At 36.7% G+C, this 24,563-nt stretch carries 25 protein-coding genes; 14 read left to right on the forward strand and 11 right to left on the reverse strand.

What is annotated here, in order from left to right; genetic code table 11:
• The first annotated feature begins 41 nt into the window (after positions 1–41).
• The 5 genes from ppk2 to LCX93_RS07395 all read left to right on the forward strand — a co-directional run bounded on the left by ppk2 (position 42) and on the right by LCX93_RS07395 (position 4,815).
• Complete coding sequence (gene ppk2 / locus LCX93_RS07375; RefSeq protein WP_502988711.1) at positions 42–983, forward strand: polyphosphate kinase 2; 942 nt, start codon at positions 42–44, stop codon at positions 981–983.
• Between the two features lie 63 nt (positions 984–1,046).
• Positions 1,047–1,763, forward strand: coding sequence for a lysophospholipid acyltransferase family protein (locus tag LCX93_RS07380; protein WP_226065498.1), 717 nt, complete (start codon positions 1,047–1,049; stop codon positions 1,761–1,763).
• A complete protein-coding gene (locus LCX93_RS07385) occupies positions 1,760–2,542 on the forward strand; it encodes a pyridoxine 5'-phosphate synthase (protein WP_226065500.1) in 783 nt (260 codons plus the stop codon). The genes LCX93_RS07380 and LCX93_RS07385 overlap by 4 nt, the downstream gene beginning before the upstream one ends.
• On the forward strand, positions 2,539–3,480 hold the full coding sequence (gene pdxA / locus LCX93_RS07390; protein WP_226065503.1) for a 4-hydroxythreonine-4-phosphate dehydrogenase: 942 nt from the start codon (positions 2,539–2,541) through the stop codon (positions 3,478–3,480). The genes LCX93_RS07385 and pdxA overlap by 4 nt, the downstream gene beginning before the upstream one ends.
• Before the next feature lie 321 nt (positions 3,481–3,801).
• Positions 3,802–4,815 carry a cytochrome-c peroxidase gene (locus tag LCX93_RS07395; RefSeq protein WP_226065505.1) on the forward strand — a complete coding sequence of 338 codons (1,014 nt, stop codon included), beginning with the start codon at positions 3,802–3,804 and terminating at the stop codon, positions 4,813–4,815.
• Positions 4,816–4,836: 21 nt separating this feature from the next.
• Here the strand turns inward: LCX93_RS07395 and LCX93_RS07400 are convergent, their stop codons facing one another.
• Genes LCX93_RS07400 through LCX93_RS07425 form a run of 6 tightly spaced genes read right to left on the reverse strand, consistent with a single transcriptional unit; the run spans position 4,837 to position 10,841 of the window.
• Entirely contained in the window at positions 4,837–6,213 is a 1,377-nt protein-coding gene (locus LCX93_RS07400; protein ID WP_226065507.1) for a BatD family protein, read from the reverse strand.
• Complete coding sequence (locus LCX93_RS07405; RefSeq protein ID WP_226065510.1) at positions 6,191–7,738, reverse strand: vWA domain-containing protein; 1,548 nt, start codon at positions 7,736–7,738, stop codon at positions 6,191–6,193. Before LCX93_RS07405 ends, LCX93_RS07400 begins: the two co-directional genes overlap by 23 nt.
• Positions 7,739–8,653: a vWA domain-containing protein gene (locus LCX93_RS07410; protein ID WP_226065512.1), complete on the reverse strand. Its 915-nt coding sequence runs from the start codon at positions 8,651–8,653 to the stop codon at positions 7,739–7,741.
• Positions 8,646–9,032, reverse strand: coding sequence for a hypothetical protein (locus tag LCX93_RS07415; RefSeq protein ID WP_226065514.1), 387 nt, complete (start codon positions 9,030–9,032; stop codon positions 8,646–8,648). Before LCX93_RS07415 ends, LCX93_RS07410 begins: the two co-directional genes overlap by 8 nt.
• Positions 9,029–9,889: a DUF58 domain-containing protein gene (locus tag LCX93_RS07420; RefSeq protein WP_226065516.1), complete on the reverse strand. Its 861-nt coding sequence runs from the start codon at positions 9,887–9,889 to the stop codon at positions 9,029–9,031. The genes LCX93_RS07415 and LCX93_RS07420 overlap by 4 nt, the downstream gene beginning before the upstream one ends.
• 4 nt (positions 9,890–9,893) lie before the next feature.
• Positions 9,894–10,841, reverse strand: a complete 948-nt coding sequence (locus LCX93_RS07425; RefSeq protein WP_226065519.1) for an AAA family ATPase — start codon at positions 10,839–10,841, stop codon at positions 9,894–9,896.
• A 62-nt stretch (positions 10,842–10,903) separates the two neighbouring features.
• On the opposite strand from LCX93_RS07425, the gene amrA reads away from it, so the two are divergent.
• The gene (gene amrA, locus LCX93_RS07430) at positions 10,904–11,458 is read left to right on the forward strand and encodes an AmmeMemoRadiSam system protein A (protein WP_226065522.1); all 555 of its coding nucleotides are present in this window, start codon (positions 10,904–10,906) and stop codon (positions 11,456–11,458) included.
• Positions 11,459–11,477: 19 nt separating this feature from the next.
• Here the strand turns inward: amrA and rbr are convergent, their stop codons facing one another.
• Positions 11,478–12,134 (reverse strand): rubrerythrin, encoded by a 657-nt coding sequence (rbr, locus tag LCX93_RS07435; protein ID WP_226065526.1) that lies wholly within the window; start codon positions 12,132–12,134, stop codon positions 11,478–11,480.
• Between the two features lie 163 nt (positions 12,135–12,297).
• Between rbr and LCX93_RS07440 the strand changes: the two genes are divergently transcribed.
• The 5 genes from LCX93_RS07440 to LCX93_RS07460 all read left to right on the forward strand — a co-directional run bounded on the left by LCX93_RS07440 (position 12,298) and on the right by LCX93_RS07460 (position 17,043).
• Complete coding sequence (locus LCX93_RS07440; RefSeq protein ID WP_193149994.1) at positions 12,298–13,545, forward strand: serine hydroxymethyltransferase; 1,248 nt, start codon at positions 12,298–12,300, stop codon at positions 13,543–13,545.
• 9 nt (positions 13,546–13,554) lie between these two features.
• Entirely contained in the window at positions 13,555–14,097 is a 543-nt protein-coding gene (locus LCX93_RS07445) for a DUF1882 domain-containing protein (RefSeq protein ID WP_226065529.1), read from the forward strand.
• A 61-nt stretch (positions 14,098–14,158) separates the two neighbouring features.
• Entirely contained in the window at positions 14,159–14,809 is a 651-nt protein-coding gene (locus LCX93_RS07450; protein ID WP_226065531.1) for an SPOR domain-containing protein, read from the forward strand.
• Positions 14,810–14,825: 16 nt separating this feature from the next.
• The gene (locus tag LCX93_RS07455; protein ID WP_226065533.1) at positions 14,826–16,238 is read left to right on the forward strand and encodes an anthranilate synthase component I family protein; all 1,413 of its coding nucleotides are present in this window, start codon (positions 14,826–14,828) and stop codon (positions 16,236–16,238) included.
• Between the two features lie 10 nt (positions 16,239–16,248).
• The gene (locus tag LCX93_RS07460; protein WP_226065535.1) at positions 16,249–17,043 is read left to right on the forward strand and encodes a shikimate dehydrogenase; all 795 of its coding nucleotides are present in this window, start codon (positions 16,249–16,251) and stop codon (positions 17,041–17,043) included.
• A gap of 2 nt (positions 17,044–17,045) precedes the next feature.
• Here LCX93_RS07460 and LCX93_RS07465 read toward each other — a convergent pair whose 3' ends face one another.
• Genes LCX93_RS07465 through mltA form a run of 3 tightly spaced genes read right to left on the reverse strand, consistent with a single transcriptional unit; the run spans position 17,046 to position 19,612 of the window.
• Positions 17,046–17,942, reverse strand: coding sequence for a phospholipase A (locus LCX93_RS07465; protein WP_226065537.1), 897 nt, complete (start codon positions 17,940–17,942; stop codon positions 17,046–17,048).
• Positions 17,943–18,512 carry a recombination mediator RecR gene (gene recR / locus LCX93_RS07470; protein WP_226065539.1) on the reverse strand — a complete coding sequence of 190 codons (570 nt, stop codon included), beginning with the start codon at positions 18,510–18,512 and terminating at the stop codon, positions 17,943–17,945. It lies immediately after the preceding gene.
• On the reverse strand, positions 18,509–19,612 hold the full coding sequence (gene mltA, locus LCX93_RS07475; RefSeq protein WP_226065541.1) for a murein transglycosylase A: 1,104 nt from the start codon (positions 19,610–19,612) through the stop codon (positions 18,509–18,511). Before mltA ends, recR begins: the two co-directional genes overlap by 4 nt.
• Before the next feature lie 379 nt (positions 19,613–19,991).
• Here mltA and dnaJ point away from each other — a divergent pair, with 379 nt between their 5' ends.
• Together dnaJ and LCX93_RS07485 are read left to right on the forward strand one after the other, a co-directional pair.
• Positions 19,992–21,113: a molecular chaperone DnaJ gene (dnaJ, locus tag LCX93_RS07480; protein ID WP_226065543.1), complete on the forward strand. Its 1,122-nt coding sequence runs from the start codon at positions 19,992–19,994 to the stop codon at positions 21,111–21,113.
• 5 nt (positions 21,114–21,118) lie between these two features.
• Complete coding sequence (locus LCX93_RS07485) at positions 21,119–21,709, forward strand: class II aldolase and adducin N-terminal domain-containing protein (protein WP_226065545.1); 591 nt, start codon at positions 21,119–21,121, stop codon at positions 21,707–21,709.
• On the opposite strand, the gene LCX93_RS07490 is transcribed toward LCX93_RS07485, so the two are convergent.
• Positions 21,706–23,001: an adenosylmethionine--8-amino-7-oxononanoate transaminase gene (locus LCX93_RS07490; protein ID WP_226065547.1), complete on the reverse strand. Its 1,296-nt coding sequence runs from the start codon at positions 22,999–23,001 to the stop codon at positions 21,706–21,708. The two genes, LCX93_RS07485 and LCX93_RS07490, sit on opposite strands and share 4 nt — an antisense overlap.
• A gap of 94 nt (positions 23,002–23,095) precedes the next feature.
• Here LCX93_RS07490 and LCX93_RS07495 point away from each other — a divergent pair, with 94 nt between their 5' ends.
• Positions 23,096–24,562 (forward strand): peptidylprolyl isomerase, encoded by a 1,467-nt coding sequence (locus LCX93_RS07495; RefSeq protein WP_226065549.1) that lies wholly within the window; start codon positions 23,096–23,098, stop codon positions 24,560–24,562.
• The last annotated feature ends 1 nt before the right edge of the window (position 24,563 follow it).

The following is a 24,563-nucleotide window of genomic DNA, read 5'->3' on the forward strand; positions in this document are numbered from 1 at the left end:
GTTAAGGTGAAAGTGATTATAATAAATCAAAGGATAAAAAGATGGGACATGAAAGAACTATGCTCGAAGATGAGATAAAAGAAGGTACTGATTTAAAAGATATTGTACATGAAGACAGAAGAAAAAATAAAACAAAAGAGAAAGATACTGAGGACAAAAGAGGCAAAGACCCTCATAAGAAACGTGTTGCCGTCTGGGTAAAAGATGAAGTTCTGCGATATGAAAGCGAACTCAAAGATTTACAGATAGAACTCTTAAAAATGCAAAACCATGTCAAAGAAACAGGACAAAAAGTTTTAATGATTTTTGAAGGTCGTGATGCTGCGGGAAAAGGCGGTACAATCAAACGCATAACAGAACATCTCAATCCTCGTGGTGCAAGAGTGGTGGCCCTTGACAAGCCCAGTGATAAAGAGAGAACACAGTGGTATTTTCAAAGATATGTCCAACACCTGCCATCAGCCGGAGAGATAGTCCTTTTTGACAGAAGTTACTATAACCGTGCAGGTGTTGAACCTGTTATGGGCTTTTGTACACAAGAAGAGCATAAAGAGTTTTTACATGAAGTGCCCGAATTTGAAAAGATGCTTGTCAATTCCAATATAAAAATTTTTAAATTCTATTTTTCCGTTTCAAAAGCCGAACAGAAAAGACGTTTTGAGAAGAGAAAAACAGACCCGCTCAAACAGTACAAACTCTCACCGGTGGATGAAAAATCACAAGATTTATGGGACAAATACACCATAGCAAAATATTCTATGCTCTTAGCATCTCATACAGACTATGCACCCTGGACAATCATTCGCTCCGATAACAAGAAAAAAGCCCGTATAAACACCATCAAACATATATTAAATCATTTTGACTATCCGAAAAAAATTGACAAACAGAAACTCAAAGCAGATACTGACATTCGCATTTCTGCCAATGATGAAATCAGAATCATGGAAACAGAGATGACCTTAAAAAAAGACAATGCCTAAGCGTGTTACAAAAGAGTTGTATATTTTTAGCTATAATTTTCTTTTTCAATGAAAGGGCACCTCATGCTAAAAGATTTAGGAAAATTTATTTTTATGATTGAGCTTGGCTTCAAATACATAAAGATTTTCAAACAAACCTATTTTCATCCGTTTATCACACAAAAATATGCCTATCAGGAACTCTCAAAAGCAAGACAGGAGTATTCAAACAAGGTTTTGGACTTTTTGAATATCAAAGTAAAACTTGTAGGGGAACTTCCAAAAAAAGACAAAATTCTTTATGCGATCAACCACCGTTCTCTGCTTGATATTCTCGTAATGGAAAATATTTTTTCAAGATACAACAAAAGTGGTACCTGGATAGCAAAACAGGAACTTTTTGAAGATCCGATATATGGCAGGTTTTTTCAATACAGCGGATGTATTCCGGTTGATTTGGAAAACAAAAAAGGACTCGTACGCTTTTTTAAGACCATCAAAAGAACACTTGCCAAAGTTGATGACTTAAATATTTACATCTTTCCCGAAGGTGAGAGATACAATGGAGAAGGCATTAAACAATTTCAAAGCGGTGCTTCAAAAATAGCCAAAGCAAACAATCTTGACATAGTTCCCGTATATATCAACGACAAACTTGAAAAGGTATTTAAAAATGCCCCTTACAATGAACCTTACACTGTTGAAGTTCATGTAGGCGGGATCATCAACTATGAAAATTTGGAAGAAAAGTATCTCGAATTTTATAAATCAGTCAAAGAAAAAACAAAAGGAAACAAATGAAACTCGGTGTAAACATTGATCATGTGGCAGTTTTACGAGAAGCCAGACAGGTAAATGACCCTGATATTTTGCAGGCACTTTATGTCGCCTGTGAAAGCGGTGCTGATCAGATTACTATACACTTACGAGAAGACAGAAGGCATATTCAAGACAATGATGTTACAAATATTTTGCAGTTTTCAAAGGTGCCTGTTAATTTGGAATGTTCTATCAACAAAAAAATACTCGATATTGTCAGTAAGGCCAGACCTCATCGGGCAACCTTGGTTCCTGAAAAAAGAGAAGAAGTTACCACAGAAGGCGGACTTGATGTTTTTGCCTATGAAAATGAAATATCCTATGCAATAGAGCAACTTCATGACGCCATCATTCCTGTTTCACTGTTTGTTGACCCCTCTACAGATGCTATAGAACAGTCAAAAAAGCTCGGAGCCGAGATGGTTGAACTCCATACCGGACTTTTTGCAAATCTTTTTGCGATGCTTCACTCCTCTTTGCCAAAATCAAATCACTCTGTAAAAGAACTTGAATTTCCAAGATATGAACTCAGTGACAGGCTTGAAGCTGCCCTTGAAGAGTTAAAACTCTCTGCAAGATATGCAAAAGAACTTGGTCTCGAAGTAGCAGCAGGCCATGGACTCAATTATCATAATGTAGATGAAATCATGCAAATTCAAGAGATTACAGAGTTGAACATTGGACAGAGCATTATTGCCCGCAGTGTTTTTACCGGATTGCGTGAAGCGATACAAGAGATGAAAAGAGTCACCAGGCAATGAACAAGCCAACAATAGCCGTAAGTGTCGGTGATGTAAACGGCGTCGGACTGGAGATAGCACTCAAAGCACATGAAGAGATTGCTGAAATTTGCCATCCGGTTTACTGCATTAATAAAAATATCCTGCAAAAAGCCTCTGCCCTTTTACATGTAAGCATCCCTGATGATTTCACACTTTATGAAGTTGCGGGAGATTTTGCTGTACAGCCGGGAAAAGTAGATGCCAAGAGCGGTTTGTATGCCTATGATTCTTTTATGTCTGCCGTGCATTTGTGTGAAGAAAAAAAAGCCAAAGCCGTTGTAACCTTACCGATACATAAAGAAGCCTGGATGCAGGCAGGACTTGAGTACAAAGGCCATACAGACCTCTTACGCAAACACTTTGACAAAGAAGCCATTATGATGCTAGGATGCCATAAAATGTATGTGGCACTTTTTACAGAACACATTCCGCTCAAAGATGTTGCAAAAAATATAAAATACAAAAAACTCAAACAGTTCTTTTTGGATATGCACAATGCAATTCCAAAAGCCCCTGTAGCCGTGCTCGGTCTCAATCCGCATGCTGGAGACAACGGTGTTTTAGGGCATGAAGAGCTTATAATCACGAAGGCAATAAAAAGTGCCAATAAAAAAATAGGCTTCGAGCGGTTTGTCGGTCCAGTTGTGCCTGATGTGGCCTTTGCACCTTATTGTCGCAACAACTATAACTATTTTGTAGCAATGTATCATGATCAGGGACTTGCTCCGCTCAAAGCACTCTATTTTGACGAAAGTGTTAATATTTCACTTAACCTGCCCATCATACGCACATCAGTCGATCATGGAACTGCTTTTGACATCGCCTACAAAAATGAAGCAAAAACACTGAGTTATATCAATGCTGTACAAGCAGCATTAGAATTTATTAAAGCTGAAGAATCAATTCCGTCAAGTTAAAAAATGGGATTTACTCTTTTAATACCCAAAGCCCGCACTGAAGTACGGGTTCCGAACAACATTCTTTTTCTGCCATGCCACTCTCAGCCCGCACTACAGAAAAAAATTTATTTTTCTAAGTCATGCTTTAGTATTGAAAGCACTGGTTCCGAACGATATCCTGTTCTTGGAATCGGTACTTTAGTGCCGACTGTTGCTGCTTTTTGCCACTCTCAGCCCAGCTTGAAAGATAAATTCCATAAACTTTTTTAAAAGATAATTATTTTCCTTTAAGATTAGTTCTGTTATACTACATCTATAAATATTTAGAAGGAAGACAAAATGAAAAAAATCGTAGCACTAACATTAACAGCCGCTTCGTTAATGGCATCTTCGTTAGTTCAAGATGCAAAAAACGCAGGCCTTATGCCAATTCCGAGTTCACAAACTGAGCTTTTAAAACTGATAGACAACCCGAAAAACCCTATCACAAAAGCAAAAGTAAAACTCGGTGAAAAGCTTTATATGGATCCGCGTCTTTCACGCAGTGGTCTTATTTCATGTAACACATGTCATAATTTAATGGAAGGTGGAGATGACGGCGTAGGTCCTTCAACAGGACATATGTGGAGACACAACCCGCATCACTTAAATGCACCGACAGTTTACAATGCAGTGTTTTTCGGCTCTCAGTTTTGGGACGGACGAGCAAAAGATTTGGAAGAGCAGGCACAGGGACCAACACTTGCCCATCCTGAAATGGCAGCAACAAAAGAACATATAGAAGAAGTAGTCAAATCTATGCCACAATATGTAAAAGCATTTAAAAAAGCATACGGTGACAATGTAAAAATCACTTTTGAAAAAATTACGGACACTATTGCAAATTTTGAACGTACACTTGTAACACCGGCACCGTTTGATGCATTTATGAATGGTTACAAAGAAGCAATGACGCCAAAACAAAAAGAGGGTCTGAAAACTTTCATTCAAGTTGGTTGTGCATCTTGTCATAACGGTGTAGCGCTTGGTGGTGAAATGAATGTATTGAATGTGGCAGCAACATATAAATACATGAATGTAGGTGACTTTAAAGGTGACAAAAACGGCATGGTAAAAGTACCGACGCTTAGAAACATTACTGAGACTGCACCTTACTTTCACAATGGTATGATTTGGAACTTAAAAGATGCTATCAAAGAGATGGGACGTATTCAACTTGGAATGAAAATTACGGACAAACAGGCTGAGTCTATTGAAGCATTCCTGGGTTCACTGACAGGGAAAAAACCGCATATGATGATGCCTATGCTTCCTGCTTCAACAAATAAAACTCCTAAACCGAACTTAAACTAGTTTTATAGCAACATAATGTTGCTATAAAATATCTTCTTCACAAATATATCTGATTATCTCTTTTTTCAATTGCTTAAATTCAGAATTTTCTACATTTTCAAGAGTATACAGTAATCTGTCCAATGATCTGTTTTTTCCCAAATAAGGTACGATTTTTTTCAAAAACTTCTCTTTATCCCCAATACTCTGCAACTCTTTTTTGATTCTTTTTTGTTTGTCTGTTTTTGTAGTATTTTTCAGTACCTGATACATGTAAACTAAAAACAGTGTTACAAATACTCCCGACAAAAAATAAACTGCTTTTTCCATCCTAGTTGTCCTTTGCTTCGTTTTTGTTCTCTCTTCAAGCACAGCATCTTCTACATGTATCGCAAAAGCCTGTGTCGTTATCTCTTTTACTCTTTGCTCCTTGATATCAAAATATTCTAAAGAAACAGAGGGAATTGTAAAGTTTTTATCCGAAACAATTTCAAAACTTTTTTGATAAATTTCTTCTTCTCCCCGGTGCAATTTTTTTGTCCTTTTTTCGTATACGGTTGCACCTTCTATGCTTATGTTTATATCATCAAAATTATTGATATTGCCCTCGCCTTGCAGAGAGAGTGTGAGTTGTACCGGCTGATTTTTTTGGACATGTTTGACATTCACACTTGCATTAAGCTCATAAGAGCCCATAACAGTAAGATTATTTGGAATTTTTTTCACTTCCAAGCGCAGAGCATTAGAATAAATATTTCGTTTTGCATATTTTGGGGTTGAAAGTTCTATTGCAGCTTTTATGGGATTTAAAACAAAGGGACCGCTTTTTTGGGCTATGATTTCATAGCTAAGCTCTTCGACCCATTCGCCTTTGTTGTTTTCATACTCTTTGTCACTGATTTCTTGCAGTGCAAAGTCATTGAAACGGGGTGTCTCAACAGTATAATCTTCCACATTTTTAGAGACAAGCCTTACATGTAACAGAAACTTTTCCCCTACCATCGGCGTTATATTGCTGATGTTCATACTGAGTTTATAATCCGGTGAATGTGTCTGTGTGCGTTTTTTCACCTTTACATGTAAAGGCTGTGTCTTTTCAACCTTGCCGTCAACTTTGATACTAAAAGCAGGTAATATAACATCTTCGGTCGGTGTCAAAGAGTAAATTTTAGTCACTTTGTCTGCTTTTTTCGCATGAATCAGCGTTGCCTCATGGAAAGTTTTCACATTTTGCACGACATACCCGTCTATATACTCTATCATCGGAAATGTAACATGAAAGCCTTTTGCAACCACGCGAAACTCCAAAGTTTCTGTTTTGACAATCTCTTTTGGTGCAGTTGTTTGTACCCATGCATAGAGTTCCAGAGGAATACAAAAGAGTAGAAAAATCATACTACCAAGGTTTTTTACTGTCACTACTGCTCCTTTTTGTTCGGATTTTTTGCAAGAAAACAGGAGTTTTTTGTTTTTGTATTATTTTTATCCATTTTTCTTCCTCTGATAAAACCAGTTTTTGCAGTTTTATCTTGTATTTTGAACTGACTTTATACTCATTATTCATTTGTTCAAGCCTGTTTTTAAAACATACTTTTGCCGTGCCTCTGCTGAAAATCTTTTTGAGTTTTTTTCTTTTTTTAAGCTCCTGCGTAATTATCTGTAAATTCTTTTTTGTCTCATCAAAAGCATGCAGTTGCAAAGAGTGCTCAAACTGAGACTTTGCCCGTTCCAGTTTACCGCTTTGTACATAACAGTTGCCGATATTGTGATAAATTTTTGCATTGAACAGTTTGTCTTTGCCGAGTGCTTTTTTATAATACTTGATTGCCTGCAAATATTCACGTTTTTTATACAAAGCATTGGCGATATTGTAATTCACTTCATTTGTCGGCTTGAGCTTTTTGTAATATTTTATCGCTTGTTCATACTGCTTTTGTGCATAAAAAGATTCTGCTTTTTGCAAGGTTATAAAATCAAAAACACCCGCATTTGCAGACGTGTTCAAAAAGGTCAACTGCATCAGACCAAACAGCACAGCCAGTGTAACTGTATGTTTTTTTTTCAAACCCGATATAAAAACAAAATAGAGAATTAACAATGCAAACCCCAGAGGATACATAAACAGTTCCTGATACTGTTTCATATCATAGGCATTGGCAATTATCTTTTGCGAACTCTTTTGTATGGCATTGAGAATTTTTTCTATATCATCCTCTCCCCATTGATATTTTGTATAATATCCATGACTCTTTTTCACCATACTTTTCAAAGCATTATTTGACCTGGATGCAAAATCAATGACATACAGCCTCAGATGATTTTTTCTGATATATGCAGTTTCATCCACTCTTGTGACATCTTCACCGCCGTCACTCAGCAAAATTATATTTTTTGTTTTTTCCGTACGCAGCATTTTGTTACTTGCCTCAAATACTCCAAAGAGATTGGTGTTTGGTTCAAATTTTTGCTTTATCTGAGCGTTTTTAAGCATATAGACAAGAGCCTGTGTATCTTCACTCAGAGGATAAAGCATATAGCTGTTTTTAGCGAATAAGAGTACTCCTACATGTAAATGTTCTGCTTTTTCGATGAGTTTTACAAGTTTTTCTTTGGCTAAGACCAAGCGGCTCGGATAAATATCTGATGCGTTCATAGATTCTGAGACATCAAGTGCAATAACAGCCGAACTGCTCATCTGTTGTATCAGCGCATTTTGTTTCAAATATACAGGACGGGCAAGTGCGATTATCATCAAAGATATGACAAGTAAAAAATACCTGTAGCGCAGAGAAGCCTGTAGCCACTGAGGATGTAATGTGAGTTGTCTGATCACTGCCTGAGAAAAAACATTTTCGAGAGTATTTTTTCTCTTTTTAAAAGAGAAAACAAAGAGCAAGGCCGGAATAACCAAGAGGTAAAGTACATCATCATATAAAAAAAACATTTACAACACCCCTTTGTTTTTTACATGCGGTAAAAGCAAGATTGCACACAACAACGAGAGCAGAAGAAAATAAAAATATATATGTTCTTCTACATCTAAAGTATTGTACTCGAATTCACTTTTTTGCAGCATGTCAATGCGTTTGTAAACTTTGAGCAAATCTTTTTTATTTTGCACTTCAAAGTTTTGTGCACCGTTTTTATTGGCAATAACCTTCATCATATTACTGTAACTTTTGTCTATGGTTATCGTATAAATTATTATGCCGTATTTTCTTGCCAGTTTCAGCGCAAATGCAAGCGGAATTTTACTTGCAGAGTCTTCTCCGTCGCTCAGCAGTATAATGACTTTTGACTTACTTTTTGAATTTTTTAAAAGTTCTGCAGCAGAGATGACAGCATCAATCAAAGCTGTGCTTTTTCCAAGAACCCCCACTTCAATCTTGCCCACGATATTTTTTTGCGCCTCTTTGTCAAAACTCAAAGGAGAGGCTACAGCGGCCGTTGTCCCAAAAATGACCAGACCTATTCTGTCTCTCTTTCTCATATCTATAAAACTTTGCACGACTTCTTTCACCACATCAAGTCTGCTTTGTTTGTAATTTTTTGCATTAAAACCATAGGTACTCATAGAACCACTGGTATCAAGTGCCAACACAATATCAACAGCATTGCTCTTGCGTGCTTTTATTTTTTTTACTACAACAGGATCGCTTAATGCAACAGTCATACATGTAAGCATAGACCATTTTAAAATTTCTCCTGCATAGTGTCTCTTCTTAACATGCGAGAGCAGTTGCAAAAAATGCGGCATATAGAAAGATTCTTTTTCCCGTTTGAACAACAAAGCACTCAAAGCGAACAAAGGAAGCAGCAGCAAAAAAAACGGATATGTACAATGAAAGGAACTAAGCATAGAATTCTCTTAGCCTGCCTAAAAACTTCTCTATTTCCTTGTGCAGCTTTTGCGGTATCTGTAAAGGTTTTTGTTGATACTTATAGAGAAAAAGCTGTGAAATTATATGCTCAAGCTCTTTTTTCTGCTCCTGTGTTTTTGCCAGCTTTCTTCCATAATAGGTAAAAAGATACGCACTTTGTTTGACATTATAAAAATTTGAATGCAGCAGTATATTTAAGTAATATTTTTCGTCTCTTTTGTTTTTTTGCACTCTTTTTTTATAAAAATAAAAGAGTGCAAAAAGCAGTATAAAAAAAAGCAGTATAAAAAACACCAACAGATACAAAGAGTTGTCCGGTACCGTTACAGGAGCAAAAATGTCATTTATTTCATTCATGCTTTCTCCATAAGAGCGATAATTTTTTCAGCCGGGTCTTCATCTGTGTAAATTTTCACAAAACGGACGCCTGCTGTTTGCAGTTTTTTATACAACATCTCATCATTTTGTACTATTTTTTTTCTATACGAATGAAGCGTGTTTTTGTTTAGGCTTATCTCTGCACTCATACCCAAAGCCGGGTCGGTAATATTCAACTCTCCAAGTTCTGCAGGATTTTCTTCAAAACGGTCACGGACAATAATAAGTACAATTTCATGTTTCAGACTCAATGCCATCAAATTTAAAGCATGCGTATCAAAAAAATCTCCGATTAAGAACAGCATGCTCTTTCTTTGAATTTGTCTGTAAAGAGCCTGCGTACTGTACGAATAATCCAAAGTTTTTCCAAGAACATCGAAACTGTCAACCTTCTCTGCCAGTCTTCTCACACCAAAGAGCTGTTTTGTCTTTTGCGTACACAAAAAGAGTGTATCACTGCAGATATAGCTCTCAAAGGGATTGTTTTGCTTGACACAGCTGTAACTGAGTAATGCACAAATCTGAGTCAGTAAATCTTTTTTCAGTGTCCGAGTTCCAAAATGAAGCGAACCGCATAAAAACGGAACAATCACCACATTGAGTTCTTTTTGCTGATGAAAAACTTTTACATAGGGTTTTGTAGTTTTTGCACTTATGATCCAGTCAATATGCCTTATATCATCTCCGGTTTCATACTCTCTGAGTTCTTGAAAATCATATCCCTCGCCTCTTTTTTTTGAAATATTTTCCCCTGCAATTTTACTAAAGACTTCCCTTTGTGTTTTGATAAGGATTAGTGCAAGTTTTTTATTGGACTCCAAAAGTGTTTTTAGCATGCTGTTACGGTATTTCTATAGATTCTAAGATTGTTTGGATAATATCATCACTGCTCAACCCTTCTGCAATAGCGTCATAACTTAAAATGATACGGTGTCGCAATACATCTTTGATACTCAGAGCAATATCTATGGGAGAGACAAAATCATTCCCTCTTAAATAGGCTCTTGCTTTGACGGCTTTAAGCATATTTATAGTGGCTCGCGGACTTGCTCCAAAAGCGATATAGCGTTGCAACTCTTCAAGACCGTATTTTTTCGGATCTCTTGTTGCAAAGATCAGTCTTACTATATAGGCACTCAGTTCTTCTTCGATATAAACAGCTTTTACCTCTTCTTTCATCTCTTCGAGTTCACTGGCCAAAAGAACCGGTTCAATGGACTCAAAAGTCTCATTTGCAGCTTTTTGTGCTATTAAATACTCTTCGTCTTCTGTGTTATAACTGACAATTACTTTAAACATAAAGCGGTCTAACTGCGCTTCAGGCAAAGTATAGGCACCCTCCTGCTCAATCGGATTTTGCGTTGCAAGCACCAAAAAAGGAGGTTCGATTTTAAAACTTTCATCACCAATAGTAACCTGTCTCTCCTGCATCACTTCCAAGAGTGCCGATTGTACTTTTGCAGGCGCTCTGTTTATTTCATCGGCCAAAAGTAAATTTGTAAAAACCGGACCGTGTTTGATTTTAAACTCTCCGGATTTGACATCATAAATTTCTGCTCCGATAATGTCTGATGGCAGTAAATCAGGAGTAAACTGCACACGTTTGAAATCCAGACTCAATGCTTTTGACAAGGCATTCACGGCCGTTGTTTTTGCAAGACCGGGAACTCCTTCAAGCAGTATATGTCCGTTTGTAATAAGTCCGATAAGCAGAGCATCAATCATGTTTTCATGACCGATGACCCCTTTTGCAATTTCTTTTTTTAGTAATTTTATCTTGTTTTTCATATATAAAGTGTAGTATTAGTTTGTAAAAGATATGTAAAATATATTTGCAAAGGAGTTTTATTATGGACACAGATGAGTTTTACCTCACAGAAGAAGAAAAAAAAGCACTCAAAGAGATAGCAAAAGCAGCGCTTTATGAAGCTGTTATACATAACCGAAAAATTGCCCTCGATGAAGAGAAAGTACCTCCAAAATTCAAACTGCATTTGGGAGCTTTTGTCACGCTCAAAGAAAAAGGCAGACTCAGAGGCTGTATAGGACAATTTGAACCGGATGAGCCTCTTTATCAAGTCATAATAGACATGGCAATTTCCGCTTCACGGTATGACACCCGTTTTACCCCTGTCACAAAAGAAGAACTTGACAATATAGAGATTGAAATTTCAGTGCTCACACCGAGAAAAAAAGTCAACTCTGTTGATGATGTCATAGTCGGCAAACATGGAATATATATTGAATACGGCAATAAAAACGGTACCTATTTACCGCAGGTTGCAACAGATATGGGATGGGATAAAGAACAGTTTGTCAGAAGCTGTTGTGTGGAAAAAGCGGGAATTGCACCCGAGCATTGCAAAGATGCAACACTCTATGTATATGAAGCGATAGTCTTTTAACCTTCATACTCTTTGAGACCTATTTGATTTCAAGCAGTCTTGAAAAATACTCTTGCGGATGTTTGCACACAGGACATTTTTTCGGTGGTTTTTTTCCATAATGAACATGCCCGCACACTTCACATATCCATGCTTCTTCTTCATCACTCTCAAATTCATGTCCGGATGTGAGTCTGTCTAAAAGCATTTTATACATTTTCTCATGTTCCACTTCTACTTTTCCTATGGCGCTAAAGAGAGCAGCGGCTTCTTTATCACCCTCTTCTTTGGCAATTTTTGCAAAATCCGGATACATATCAGAATTTTCATAATGCTCACCGTTAATGGCATCCTGAAGGTTTTCCATTGTCTTGCCAAAACTCTCTTCGCTGTTGTTTTTGAGTCTGTTATGCAGGGCAAATTCTAATTTTGCATGCTCTTTTTCATTGTTTGCCGCTCTTTGAAAATGGGCAGCTATATCTCGGTAGCCTTCTTTTTGTGCTACTTTTGCATAAAATTCGTATTTGTTTCGGGCTTGAGATTCTCCGGCAAACGCTTTCATAAGATTGACTAAAGTAAGATTTTGCGTAATCATCTCCATTGCCACACCACAACAATGTAGTTCTCCTCCTCCGACTGCCTGCAGTTCTACAATATTTCCACATTTATTACATCTATACGTTTCATACTTTCTCATAGCAACACCTTTATAATGAAATCTTTCACTATTATTGCACAGACAAACTTAAGGGCACCTCTAAAAGTTTATCTTTAGTGCGTAAGGTCAGTGATTCAGAACAATATTATTATATTTTCAGTACAATAAGTATATTTTTAATTTTTACAAGGATTTTGACACCATGAGTTTTTTAAAAGAGTACGATGAAGAAGTTTATAACTTGTGCGAAAAAGAGTTAGAGAGACAGACTAACCATCTGGAAATGATAGCAAGTGAAAACTTCACACTTCCGGCAGTAATGGAAGCTATGGGTTCGGTATTTACAAACAAATATGCTGAAGGGTATCCGGCAAAACGCTACTATGGCGGATGCGAATATGCTGACAGTGTGGAACAACTGGCGATAGACAGAGCCTGTAAACTTTTTGGGTGCAAATATGCAAATGTGCAGCCACATTCAGGATCACAGGCTAACGGAGCTGTTTATGCGGCACTTTTAAAAGCAGGTGACAAACTTTTAGGTATGGATTTAAGCCATGGCGGACACTTGACACATGGTTCAAAACCAAGTTTTTCAGGGAAAAACTACTCCAGTTTCACCTATGGTGTTGAACTTGATGGACGTATCAACTACGACAGAGTTTTAGATATCGCTAAAATTGTACAGCCTAAAATCATCGTATGCGGGGCTTCTGCATATGCCCGTGAAATTGATTTTAAGAAATTTCGTGAAATTGCTGATGAAGTCGGTGCTATTTTATTTGCTGATATTGCACACATTGCAGGTTTGGTAGCTGCAGGTGAGCACCCTAGTCCATTCCCTCACGCGCATGTAGTGACAACAACCACACACAAAACACTTGCAGGTCCTCGCGGCGGTATGATTATGACGAACGATGAGGATATAGCAAAGAAGATAAACTCTGCTATTTTCCCGGCGCTTCAAGGCGGACCGCTTGTACATGTAATAGCTGCAAAAGCAGTTGGTTTTAAACACAACCTTGCACCAGAGTGGAAAGATTATGCGAAACAGGTAAAGAAAAATGCTTCTGTATTAGCTGATGTACTTATGAAACGCGGCTATGATGTTGTAAGTGGCGGAACAGACAACCATCTCGTTCTTGTCAGTTTTGTCGGCAAAGAAATTTCCGGAAAAGATGCTGATGCAGCACTGGGAAATGCAGGAATTACTGTCAATAAAAACACTGTTCCCGGAGAAACACGAAGCCCTTTCGTAACATCAGGTATTCGCATTGGTTCACCGGCACTGACATCTCGCGGTATGAAAGAGAAAGAGTTTGAACTCATCGCAAATAAAATGGCAGATGTTTTGGATGATATCAACAATACTGAACTTCAGGCAAAAATAAAAGAAGAACTCAAAGAACTTGCACAAAATTTTGTAATATACAACCAACCAACATATTAAGGTTCCTACATGACTGCCATGGATTTAAAACTTATAAAAATGGTAAGTGACCACTACTGGATCAAAAGAGATACGGTAGTGAACAAAATCACTTTTAAAGGGCGTACTTTTTACAATAAATTTGAAAAAGTCAATGCGCCTTTAAACCAGTCTGTGATTAACAAACATATAAAAGGTGAAATAACTGTAGCCCATTCGATTGTGGACAAAAAAGGGATTGTTGAGAATATAGTGATTGATTATAACGGCAGAGATCCTGAAAGATTTTATCACAAAGCACAGCTTCTTTTACGAGAAGAGGGTTTTATCAACTTTACAGCCTATGAGACGAAGACCAAAGGGCATTTGCATCTCTATATCCACAAAGGGCATACAACACTGCAAGAAGCTATACAGCTTGGCAAAATGATCAGTATGAAGCTGGCTGCTAAACAGCCAAAACAATGGAGAATGTTTCCGACAAATAATTTGCCTGATGAATACAACATTTTGACACTTCCTTATGAAGTCTATGCAAAAGAGAGAGGCGCTTCGTGGTCGAAGCATATGTGATTTTGTTCTTTAGGTTATTTTTGGTATCATAGAACAAATAAAAAACTGAGGGTATAATAGTATGAATGATAAGAATGAACTAAGTGATATTGTCCTGAATAAAAACGGCTCATCCAGCTCAAATAAAAAAATAATTCTCGCTGTTGCTACACTGGGAATTATTCTCATTGTAGTTGTTATGCTTATGAATTCACTTAATTCTAAGGGTACAGACAATTTACCTCAGGCTATACTGCCGCCGGAACCTCAAGCCAAAACCCTTACACAGGAAACACCTGAAGAACCTCTTTTTGAAGAAGTGGATGTCATACAGGAAAACAATTCTGTTGATGAAGATTTGGACAAAATCGCACAAAAACTCAAACAAGAGAGTAAACAAGAACACAAAACAGTTGCTGCACCACAGAAAAAAGTAGTGACTCAAACCAAAAAAATAACACAAAAACCTCAGATAAAACAAAAACCTCATGAAACATCAAAGGTAAAGTATTATATACAGGTGGGGTCTTTTTCAAAATATGAACCAAATAAAAAATTCCTAAAATCTATTACGAATTTAGGCTATAAATATAAATATCATAAAGTTACAGTCAATTCAAAAACGCTTAACAAAGTATTGATTGGACCATTTAAAACACAAAAAGAAGCAAATAATGCTAAACGTGTTATTCGTGCCAAAATTGAGCCGGGTGCATTTTTAGTAAAATTATAATTTTACAAGGGTAGTCTTGATATATTCTAAACAATTTACACAAGATCAGCTGGCACCTATTGCCGTTTATTCAAAACTCAAAGAGTTTTTCAAGGAGGAAGTATCCTACCTTTTTGAAAGTGCCGGACAGAGTGAAGGGAACTACAGTTTTATCTGTATAGGTGCGAGAGAACGCTTACAGTATATAGACGACAAAACAGTCTATACAGACAAAAACGGTACAAAACACATTAAAAAAGAAAATCCTTTTTCCTTTTTAAAAGAGTATTATAAAAATATAGATGTCAATGAATATAAAAATGCCACAAAAGAACTAAATGTCGGCTATGTGGATGGGTTTATAGGCTATATCGGTTATGATATGGTGAAAGTTTTTGAGCCAAAACTTCGGTCATTCATGGACAAGCTCAAAGATGAATTAAACACTCCGGACTTAGACCTGATTTTGCCAAAACTTGTCCTTGTCTATTCGCATAAAAATCATCAGATTACACTTATTTCGACACTCAAAGAGTACAGTGAAAAATTTCAGGCCATTGAAGATGATTTAAAAGGCACATATACTTACAAACACAGAGTTTTCAACATTGGAGAGGACAAAGGAAGCTTTGCCCATACAAAAGAAAAATTCTTTGCCATGATAGACAAATCAAAAGAGATGATTAAGAGCGGTGATGTTTTTCAAATTTTGATGACAAATCGTTTTACAAGGCATATAAAAGTACACCCTTTTAGTTTTTATCGTATTCTTCGTACAAAAAACCCCTCCCCTTATATGTTTTTAATGGAGTATGAAAATTTCAGTATCGTCGGCTCATCGCCTGAAGTTATGGTGAGACTCACAGACACTCAACTACTGCTTCGCCCAATTGCCGGTACAAGAAAACGCGGAACTACAAAACAAAAAGACAAAGAACTTGAAAAAGAACTGCTCGCAGACCCAAAAGAGTTGGCTGAACATTTAATGCTTATAGACCTTGGCAGAAACGATGTCGGTCGGGTTGCCAAAACAGGAACAGTCAAAGTGGAAGATATTATGCATATAGAGCGTTTTTCCCATGTAATGCATATTGTTTCTGATGTGGTGGCAACACTCGATGATGACAAAGATATGTTTGACCTGTTTATGGCAACATTTACAGCAGGGACTATGACCGGTGCACCCAAAATTCGCGCTATGGAACTTATAGCCAAATATGAAGGATTAAAACGTGGTTTTTACAGCGGCAGTGTCGGATACTTTGGATTTGACGGAAATATGGACAGTGCAATCGCCATACGAACAGCCCTTGTAAAAGAAGACAAGGTAGTCCTCCAGGCAGGTGCAGGCATAGTCGCAGACAGCATAAAAGAGCTTGAGTATCTTGAAGTAAACAATAAACTGGGTGCGCTCATTCATTCACTTGAAGATTTAGATAAAAAAAACTAAAAGAGATACAATGCATAAACTTTTCTCCATCTTTGGAAATCCTGTTTCACACTCCCGCAGTCCTCTGATGCACAACAGCGTTTTTAAGAATCTTCATTATAATGCCTGCTATACACGCACACTTCTAAAAGATGGCAACAAGCTTAAAGAAACTTTTTTTTCTCTGGGCCTGAGTGGTGCCAATGTCACAGTGCCACACAAAGAGAGTGCCTATGCTGCCTGTGATGAAGTTCGCGGCTTTGCAAAGAAAATTGGTGTTGTCAATACACTCATTAATGAAAACGGAAAACTCATTGGCTACAACACAGATGCTGATGGTTTCATGTATGCTATCAGTGAGTTTAAAAATATAAAAGAAATTTTAGTCTTTGGTGCTGGGGGTACAGCCAAAGCTCTTGTACAAAAATTTCTGGATGAAGGTTTACATGTAACAGTACTTAACAGAAGTAAAGCGCGTCTTTCATACTTCGAAAAACTCAATTGCAAGTGTTACACATGGGAAAATTTTCAGCCTGATACGTATGATTTGCTAGTAAATACAACAAGTGCCGGACTTAAAGATGATAATCTACCTGCGCCAAAAGAGATAATTAAAACTGCTTTGCAAAACACTCGTTATGTTGCAGATGCCATATATGGCAGGACTACTCCCTTTTTACAACTTGCCATGGAAAAAGGCCTTACATGTAAAGACGGTGCAGACATGCTGTTGGGACAGGGAGTATTGGCAAATGAGCTTTTTTGCAACTTTGAACTAGACAAAGAAGCTATAACAAAGGAGATGCAAAAAAGTTTTTTTTACTAAATTTATCGAGAGAAACTAAAACCTATAGAGAGCTTTGTAATATCTTTGTTGTAATCTATTAATGACTCTACATATCCACTAAAAAGTTTTATATACAGGTATGATTTGTCTTTTCGTAAAGGGTAAGAATAGGTCATCTCAACCGATCCTCTCATACTATCTAGATTCCCTCGTGCCATCACGCTAAACATATGTTTATTATAAAAATAGGTAAATTTTACCTTTGTATATCCTAAATATTTCATTAGATCAGGGTTATCACTCAAATTTGCAGTTCCCGGAAAAGGTACTAAAAGTGTTAAATCTGTAATAAGCGTACTATGTTGCAATCGCAATGTTGTATAAAAATAATTTATACTCTTAGAGAGGTTAAAACCTCGAAACTCTGGTATGTTTTCTGTATTTGGCTGTCCGTTTGATTTATGTGCTATAGCAAATTTCAATGATCGCATTTGAAATATTGAGTTTTTATCACTGATTGGAAAAACTACAAACCCTTCAGGGTTATATAAGTTTTCTCTAAAAGGAGAAGATGTAACATATATCTGCCAAAAAGCCTGTTGCGTATAGGCCAAAGAGTATTTTTCCCCTAAACCAAAAATATTTTTAAAAACTTGCAATTGCAAGCTCACTTGAATTTCAGCTTCAAACTTATCATATGGCACAATATCGAGTTTATGATTTATATACTTCTTATTTGCAACACCAAAAGGTAAAAGATAATTTGCTTTATAGGGACGAAGACCAAAAGAGTTATCAAGCCATTTTTGCATATTCTCTTTTGAAGTATCATTTCTGATATTGTCAATATTTATTTTACTTTTTGTTGCATCAGAGATTTGTTCTGCCTGAAGCACCGTTACTATTAAACTCATATATAAAAATAAAAATAATCTCATTTATACCCTTACTCTGTCTTCTAATGCTCTCGTTAATGAAAGCAAATCTATATTTTCCAAACTGACTCCTGTCGGGACACCCTGTGCTATTTTAGAAAAATTCAAATCATATATGCCAAGTTTGTCTTCTATATACAGAATAACGGCATCATTTGCTATTGAGGGTGTAAGAGCAAACAACACTTCTTTTATTCCGTTTTGTACAATAGTTTCAAGATGTGCCATACTTAACTCTTCCAGTGATTCCAGAACAAAATATTTTCCGTCAAACAGACCATTTTCTTCCAAAAGCAAAATATCTTTAGCATTTTCAACTATGCACAATAAAGAGGTGTCCCGAGTCTCGTCACAGCAGATATGACACAATTCATCTTCGCTCATACCACCACACTCTTTGCATTTTTTCAGACTCCCCAGGGCATCTTCAATAGCATGTGCTATTTTCATGCCTACAAAGGTATCATTCATAATCATGTGATACGCCAGTCTAGTTGCTGATTTTTTTCCTATACTCGGCAATTCACCGAGTGCCTCAACAAGTCTGTTAAATTTTTCCAATGAATTATTCATTTATCCACTTCTTTTCTTTTTGGCACAAATAACCATAGTTGTAACGGTGATTGCAGTTGTCCGGCAATTTTCAATGCATCTTCTCCACTGCCCAAAAACAAATCAGCTCTCAGCGGACCTTTAATAGCGCCACCTGTGTCTTGTGCAAAAACAATTTTATTAAATTTTTCTTTTTCTAAATTTGATGATAAGTATAGCATATTTCCTAACGGAATATATTTTTTATCAACTGCAATGGAACTTTTCTCTCGAAGTTGTAACCCTAATGCACCTGTTGCACCTTTGTCTCTTTTTGCAAAAAAGATTAAAGAGGGATTATAATCAAGTATCTCATCGACCTGAGAGGGATGTTCCTCCAGCCATTTACGAATACTCTGCAAAGAGATGTTTTGCAAAGAAATTTCTCCTTTTTGCACCAAATACTTTCCTATTGACTTATATTTATAGCCATTTTGGTTTTCATATCCTATATACATTGTCGAATTATCATCCAAAATTACCTTTCCTGAGCCCTGTACCTGTAGAAAAAATCTGTCTATTTTAGAATCACAGTAGCAAATGACCGAGGCATTTAAATCATTCAGTTTTGCTTCTTTGCGGCTGTAATAAGGAACCAGTCTGTTGTTGTGTATCTTCCCTCGAAGCCTGTAGTTTTTGAGTTCTGGATATACAGCACTCAAATCTACGACAACCAGATCCTTCGGTGTTGAATAAATCGGGTATTTATAGGTATCGCTTTTATGAAGAGAACCGTGTATCCGTGCTTCATAGTAGCCGGTTAACAATCCCTCTTTGTTTCCGCTTTTGTCAGCTATGGAGTAAGGTGTGAAATTATTGAGCAAAAACTGTTTTGCATCTGTTACATGTAAGGCTTTTTGACATAAATTTTTATAGATTTTTTGTCCTTGTCTGCTTTTACAGTTGTTTATAAAATTATTTAAAAATTCATCATAATCTTGTTCTTGAAATCCGGGAAGTTTTGCAAAGGATGTTTTGGTAAAATTTACATTTTTTATTTTACTTGGCTGTGGTGACTGTGTATGTTTGCTACACCCTAAAAAAAGTGTCATCATCAGGAGAAAAAGAGTTGTTTGTTTCATAAAAGTACCTATCCAATAATAAAACCAATTAACAGCGATAAGGAAACACTTCTGGTGCTAGGCACATTTTTACAGGACTAGCCGTAGCTAATTCAAGAAAATGTAACGACGAAACAGGAGTGTTTCCTTGTCGCCCAAAAGGAGTTTTAAAATGATACCTATTACTGCGTTAAAAACTCCTTGTAGCCAAAGGGGCATAGCAAAAGCTACCAGTAACTCCTGCGAGTTTTTGCCTTGTACTAGTCATCATTTTAAAGCTCTGTTATTTGGTTTTATTATTGGATTGGTACTTAAACAGCATTATATCATCTAATTATTTTTTTTTAAACTACAAAATGGGTATAATTTCAAAAAAATATTTAAATAGGATTTTATTATAATGGAACATTTAAGCTATTATGAGATTTTAGAAGTATCACAAAATGCAGATAAGGCAACTATCAAAAAAGCTTACCGGACTTTGGCAAAAAAATATCATCCGGATAAAAACTCTGGAGATAAAGAGGCAGAACACAAATTTAAGCTTATTAATGAAGCCTATCAGTGTTTGAGCAACGACCAGCAACGCAGTATTTATGACCGTTACGGCAAAGAGGGTCTGCAGGGAATGGGTGCTGGCAGTCGTTCTTCTTCAAGTTTTGATGATTTGGGATCTATGTTTGAAGAGATGTTCAGCGGATTTGGCGGCGGACGCGCAAGACGCCAGAATCCTGCCGATATGGACAAATATCCGCTTGACATGAATGTCGATATTGTCATTGATTTTAATGAGGCTGTATTTGGCTGTGAGAAAGAGATAAAATATACCTACAAAAAAGCCTGTGAAGCATGTAAAGGTACAGGAGCAAAAGACGGCAAACTCTCAACATGTCCGCAATGTAAAGGACAGGGGCAAATCTATATGAAACAGGGCTTTATGACCTTTTCTCAAACCTGTCCGGTATGTAACGGAACAGGCAGTTCAGCTACAGACAAATGTAGAAAATGCCATGGCAAAGGTTATGAAGAGGTAAAAGAGACTATTACCATCTCTGTGCCAAAAGGTATTGACAGCGGGAACCGCTTACGCGTTTCAGGAAAAGGAAATATTGGAAAAAAAGGAAACCGTGGCGACCTTTATGTAACATTTGAAGTCAAACCTGACAAACATTTTATAAGAGATGACAACGATGTATATATTGAAATTCCGGTATTTTTCACTCAAGCCGTTAAAGGAGATACCCTGACAATACCTTCTTTAACAGGAGAGCTTGAGCTAAAACTTGACATCGGAACAAAAGACAAACAACGGTATGTATTTAGAGGTGAAGGGATAGAAGATGTCCACGGACACGGAAAAGGTGATTTAATCGCTGTGATCAACATCCAGTATCCTAAAAAACTGACTGATGAACAAAGAGAACTTTTAGACAAAATTCAAGACTCTTTTGGCATAGAATCAAAACCTCATGAAGGTATTTTGGATTCAGTGATAGACAAAATGAAAAACTGGTTTAAGTAACCCTTATGAATAAAACACGCCTGAAAAATCAACTCTCATCACTGGCTCTTTCCATGTTTAGAAAAGATTTTTTTGGCATATATCACGGTTCAATATCTTCCAAAACAGACAAAAGCCGCTTTATCATCAACACAAAAGAGGCTATATTTGACAACATCAACGAAGAGAGTCTTATAGAGTTGTCTTTCAAACAAGACTACAGATGGAAACAGGCAAGTATAGACGCCAATATTCATCAGGGTATCTATTCGCATATTTCAGAAGCAAAATTTATATGCTTCAGTATGCCACAATTTACTACAGCCTATTCGCTTGAACATAACATTATCATTCCAAAAGATTATTTTGGATATACAGAGATAGGCTTGGTGGAAATAATTGATCCCAAACAATTTGAAGACTGGTATGAAAGAGCACAAAGTGAAATTATTTTGTATTTTCAAACAAAAAAGACAAATCTCATGGTGATTCGCGGATATGGGGTTTATGCATACAGCAGAGATATTCATGAAATGGCAAAAAAACTTGCCATTTTGGAAAAGAGCTGTCGACTGCTTATGTTAGGTGAGTCACAGACTCTTTGCGATTATAATTAAAGATTTTTTATAGCTTCGTATGCTGTATCCATCATAATATCTATCTCTTCTTTTGTGATGACATAAGGCGGCATAAAATAGACTATATGTCCAAGCGGGCGTAGTAAAACACCATGTTGCAATCCATACTCATATACCTTCAGCCCTATTCTCTCTTTCGCATCATACCCTTGTAACTCTACCACACACACCATACCTGTCTGTCTGATTTGCGATACGTTTGGCAATTGTGAAAATTTTTGCAGTTTTTGTGACATATACTCTGCAAGTTCTTTGTTTTTTGCAATAATATTGTTATTTTCAAAAATATCAAGCGTTGCATTTGCAGCGGCACAGGCCAAGGCATTCCCTGTATAGGAATGGGAGTGTAAAAAAGCTTTGTGTTCATTGTAGTCACAGTAAAATTTTGCATATATGTTATTGGAAGTCAGCACCACAGAAAGCGGTAAATATCCACCCGTCAAGCCTTTTGAAAGAATAAGAAAGTCCGGTGAAATTCCTGCTTTTTCACAGGCAAAAAGTTCTCCTGTTCTTCCAAAACCAACCATTACCTCATCAGCTATAAGATGAATATCATATTTTGTACATATTTCCCGAACAAGCACCAGATACTTTGCATGGTACATATGCATATAGCCTGCACCCTGTATAAGAGGTTCTAATATCAAGGCACTGATTTGCGATGCTTTTTCCTGACACAGTTCTTCAAACTTCTGCGCTGCTTCTACAGCTGCCGTCTCACTCATATCAACCGGAACCGGTGTCTGAATTGTTTTAATCAAAAGAGGCTCATAGGTCTCTTTGTAAAGTTTCACATCTCCGACACTCAAAGCACCTATGGTTTCTCCATGGTATGAATTGCTCAGTGAGACAAAAAGAGATTTTTTCTTTCCGTCATTATAATGTGCATGATAACTCATCTTCAAAGCAAGTTCAACAGCAGAAGAACCGTTATCTGAGTAAAAACACTTATCCAGGTTAGCCGGTGTTAGTTTTACAAGACGCTCTGAGAGTCTTATAACCGGTTCATGTGTAAAACCTGCCAAGATAACATGTTCTAAAGTATCAAGCTGTTCTTTTATTTTTGAATTAATATATTCATTCGTATGTCCAAACATATTTACCCACCAGGAGCTGATAGCATCTATGTACCTGTTCCCCTCAAAATCTTCCAGGTAAATGCCGTGTGCTTTTTTAATCGGAATAAGCGGCAGCGTTTCGTGGTCTTTCATCTGTGTACACGGATGCCAAAGGACATCCAGGTCTCTGTTTTTCAATTCATTGTTTTTCATAGGCAAATTATACCTTTTATTTTCTCTCTTTATCAAGTTTTAATACGAATTTACATAGAATATCAAACAATATCACAAACAAGGTTTTTATTATATGATTACATGGATGCAAAGACATAAGAAATGGCTTATTATAACTATATGGATTTCAACAATAGCATTTGTTGGAGCAGGCTTTGTCGGCTGGGGGCAATACAGCTATGGCAACAAAGCAGGTGCTGTTGCAAAAGTGGGAAATGTTGAAATTACAAACGGTGAACTGCAAAAAACCTATTCTCGTCTTTATGCACAGTATAATCAAATGTTTCAGGGAAACTTTGATGAAGAAAAAGCAAAACAGTTCGGATTGGACAAACAGGCACTCCAACAATTGATACAGCAGGCACTGCTTATCAATCTTGCGCAGTCATATGATCTTATTGTAAGTGACGAAGAGATGATTGAAGCACTCAAACAGCAAAAAGCTTTTTACAAAAACGGAGCATTCGACAAAGAGACATACAAACTTGTTCTTTCCCAAAACAGACTGAGTATCAAAGAGTATGAAACCGAGTTGCGAAAAGAACTTCTTATACAAAAAACCCTGAAACTTCTTCCTGTAAAAACATCAAAAAATGAAGAAAATATTTTAAACACGATTTTTAATATCGCAGACAAAATAAACTATAAAGTCCTTACACTTGACGACATTCAGGTTTCCATAGACAATGAAGCATTAAAAAAGTTTTGGCAAAAACAGAAAAACAATTTTATGAATGATGTTGTATACGAGGTTAATTTTATCAAGGTAGCCCCTGTAACAAAAGAATTCAGCGATACAGAGATTACGACATACTACAAAGAAAACAGAACACATTTCAAAGGCAGTGACGGTAAAATTTTACCTCTTGAGGCAGCTAAAGAAAAAGTTCTCAGTGAACTCAATGCAAAAGCGATGAAAGACAAAGCCTTACGAACATATATAGCATTTAAAAAGAACAAGCTTCAAGAAAATATAAAACCGCAAAGTGCGCAAATCTCAAAATCAAACAATCCGTTCAATGTGCAGACACTTGATACAATTTCCAAACTGGCACTGACGAAACCATATACAAAACCGATAAATATCAACGGAACATACTATATTTTTGAGTTAACAAAAACAATACCTGCAAAACCAAAATCATTTGAAGAAGCAAAAGCGGAAATTTTGCCACTCTATATAACACAAATGAAAAAAGAAAAACTGATGAAACTTGTCAATGATTCTGTAAATACTTTTATAGGCAGAACTTCTGATTTTCTTACTGTGACTTCTGTAGACAAGTTAGCACCTCTGAGCAAACAAGAAGCTGCTGACTTCTTACAAAAACTGTTTGTGAGTGATAAAAAAAGATCTTCTATCGCTCTGAATAACGGAAAAGTTGTTTTATACAACATTTTGGAACAAAAACTGCTTACAAATAAAAACAACGATGTTAGCGACACTGTCGCAAAATTAAAAAATACTCTGTTTAACGAAGGGCTTATAAAAACGCTTCAAAACAAGTACCAAACTGAGATTTATATTCAAGGACTCTAAA

Source organism: Sulfurimonas sp. SWIR-19, assembly GCF_020410885.1.
GTDB classification, from domain to species: Bacteria; Campylobacterota; Campylobacteria; order Campylobacterales; family Sulfurimonadaceae; genus Sulfurimonas; species Sulfurimonas sediminis.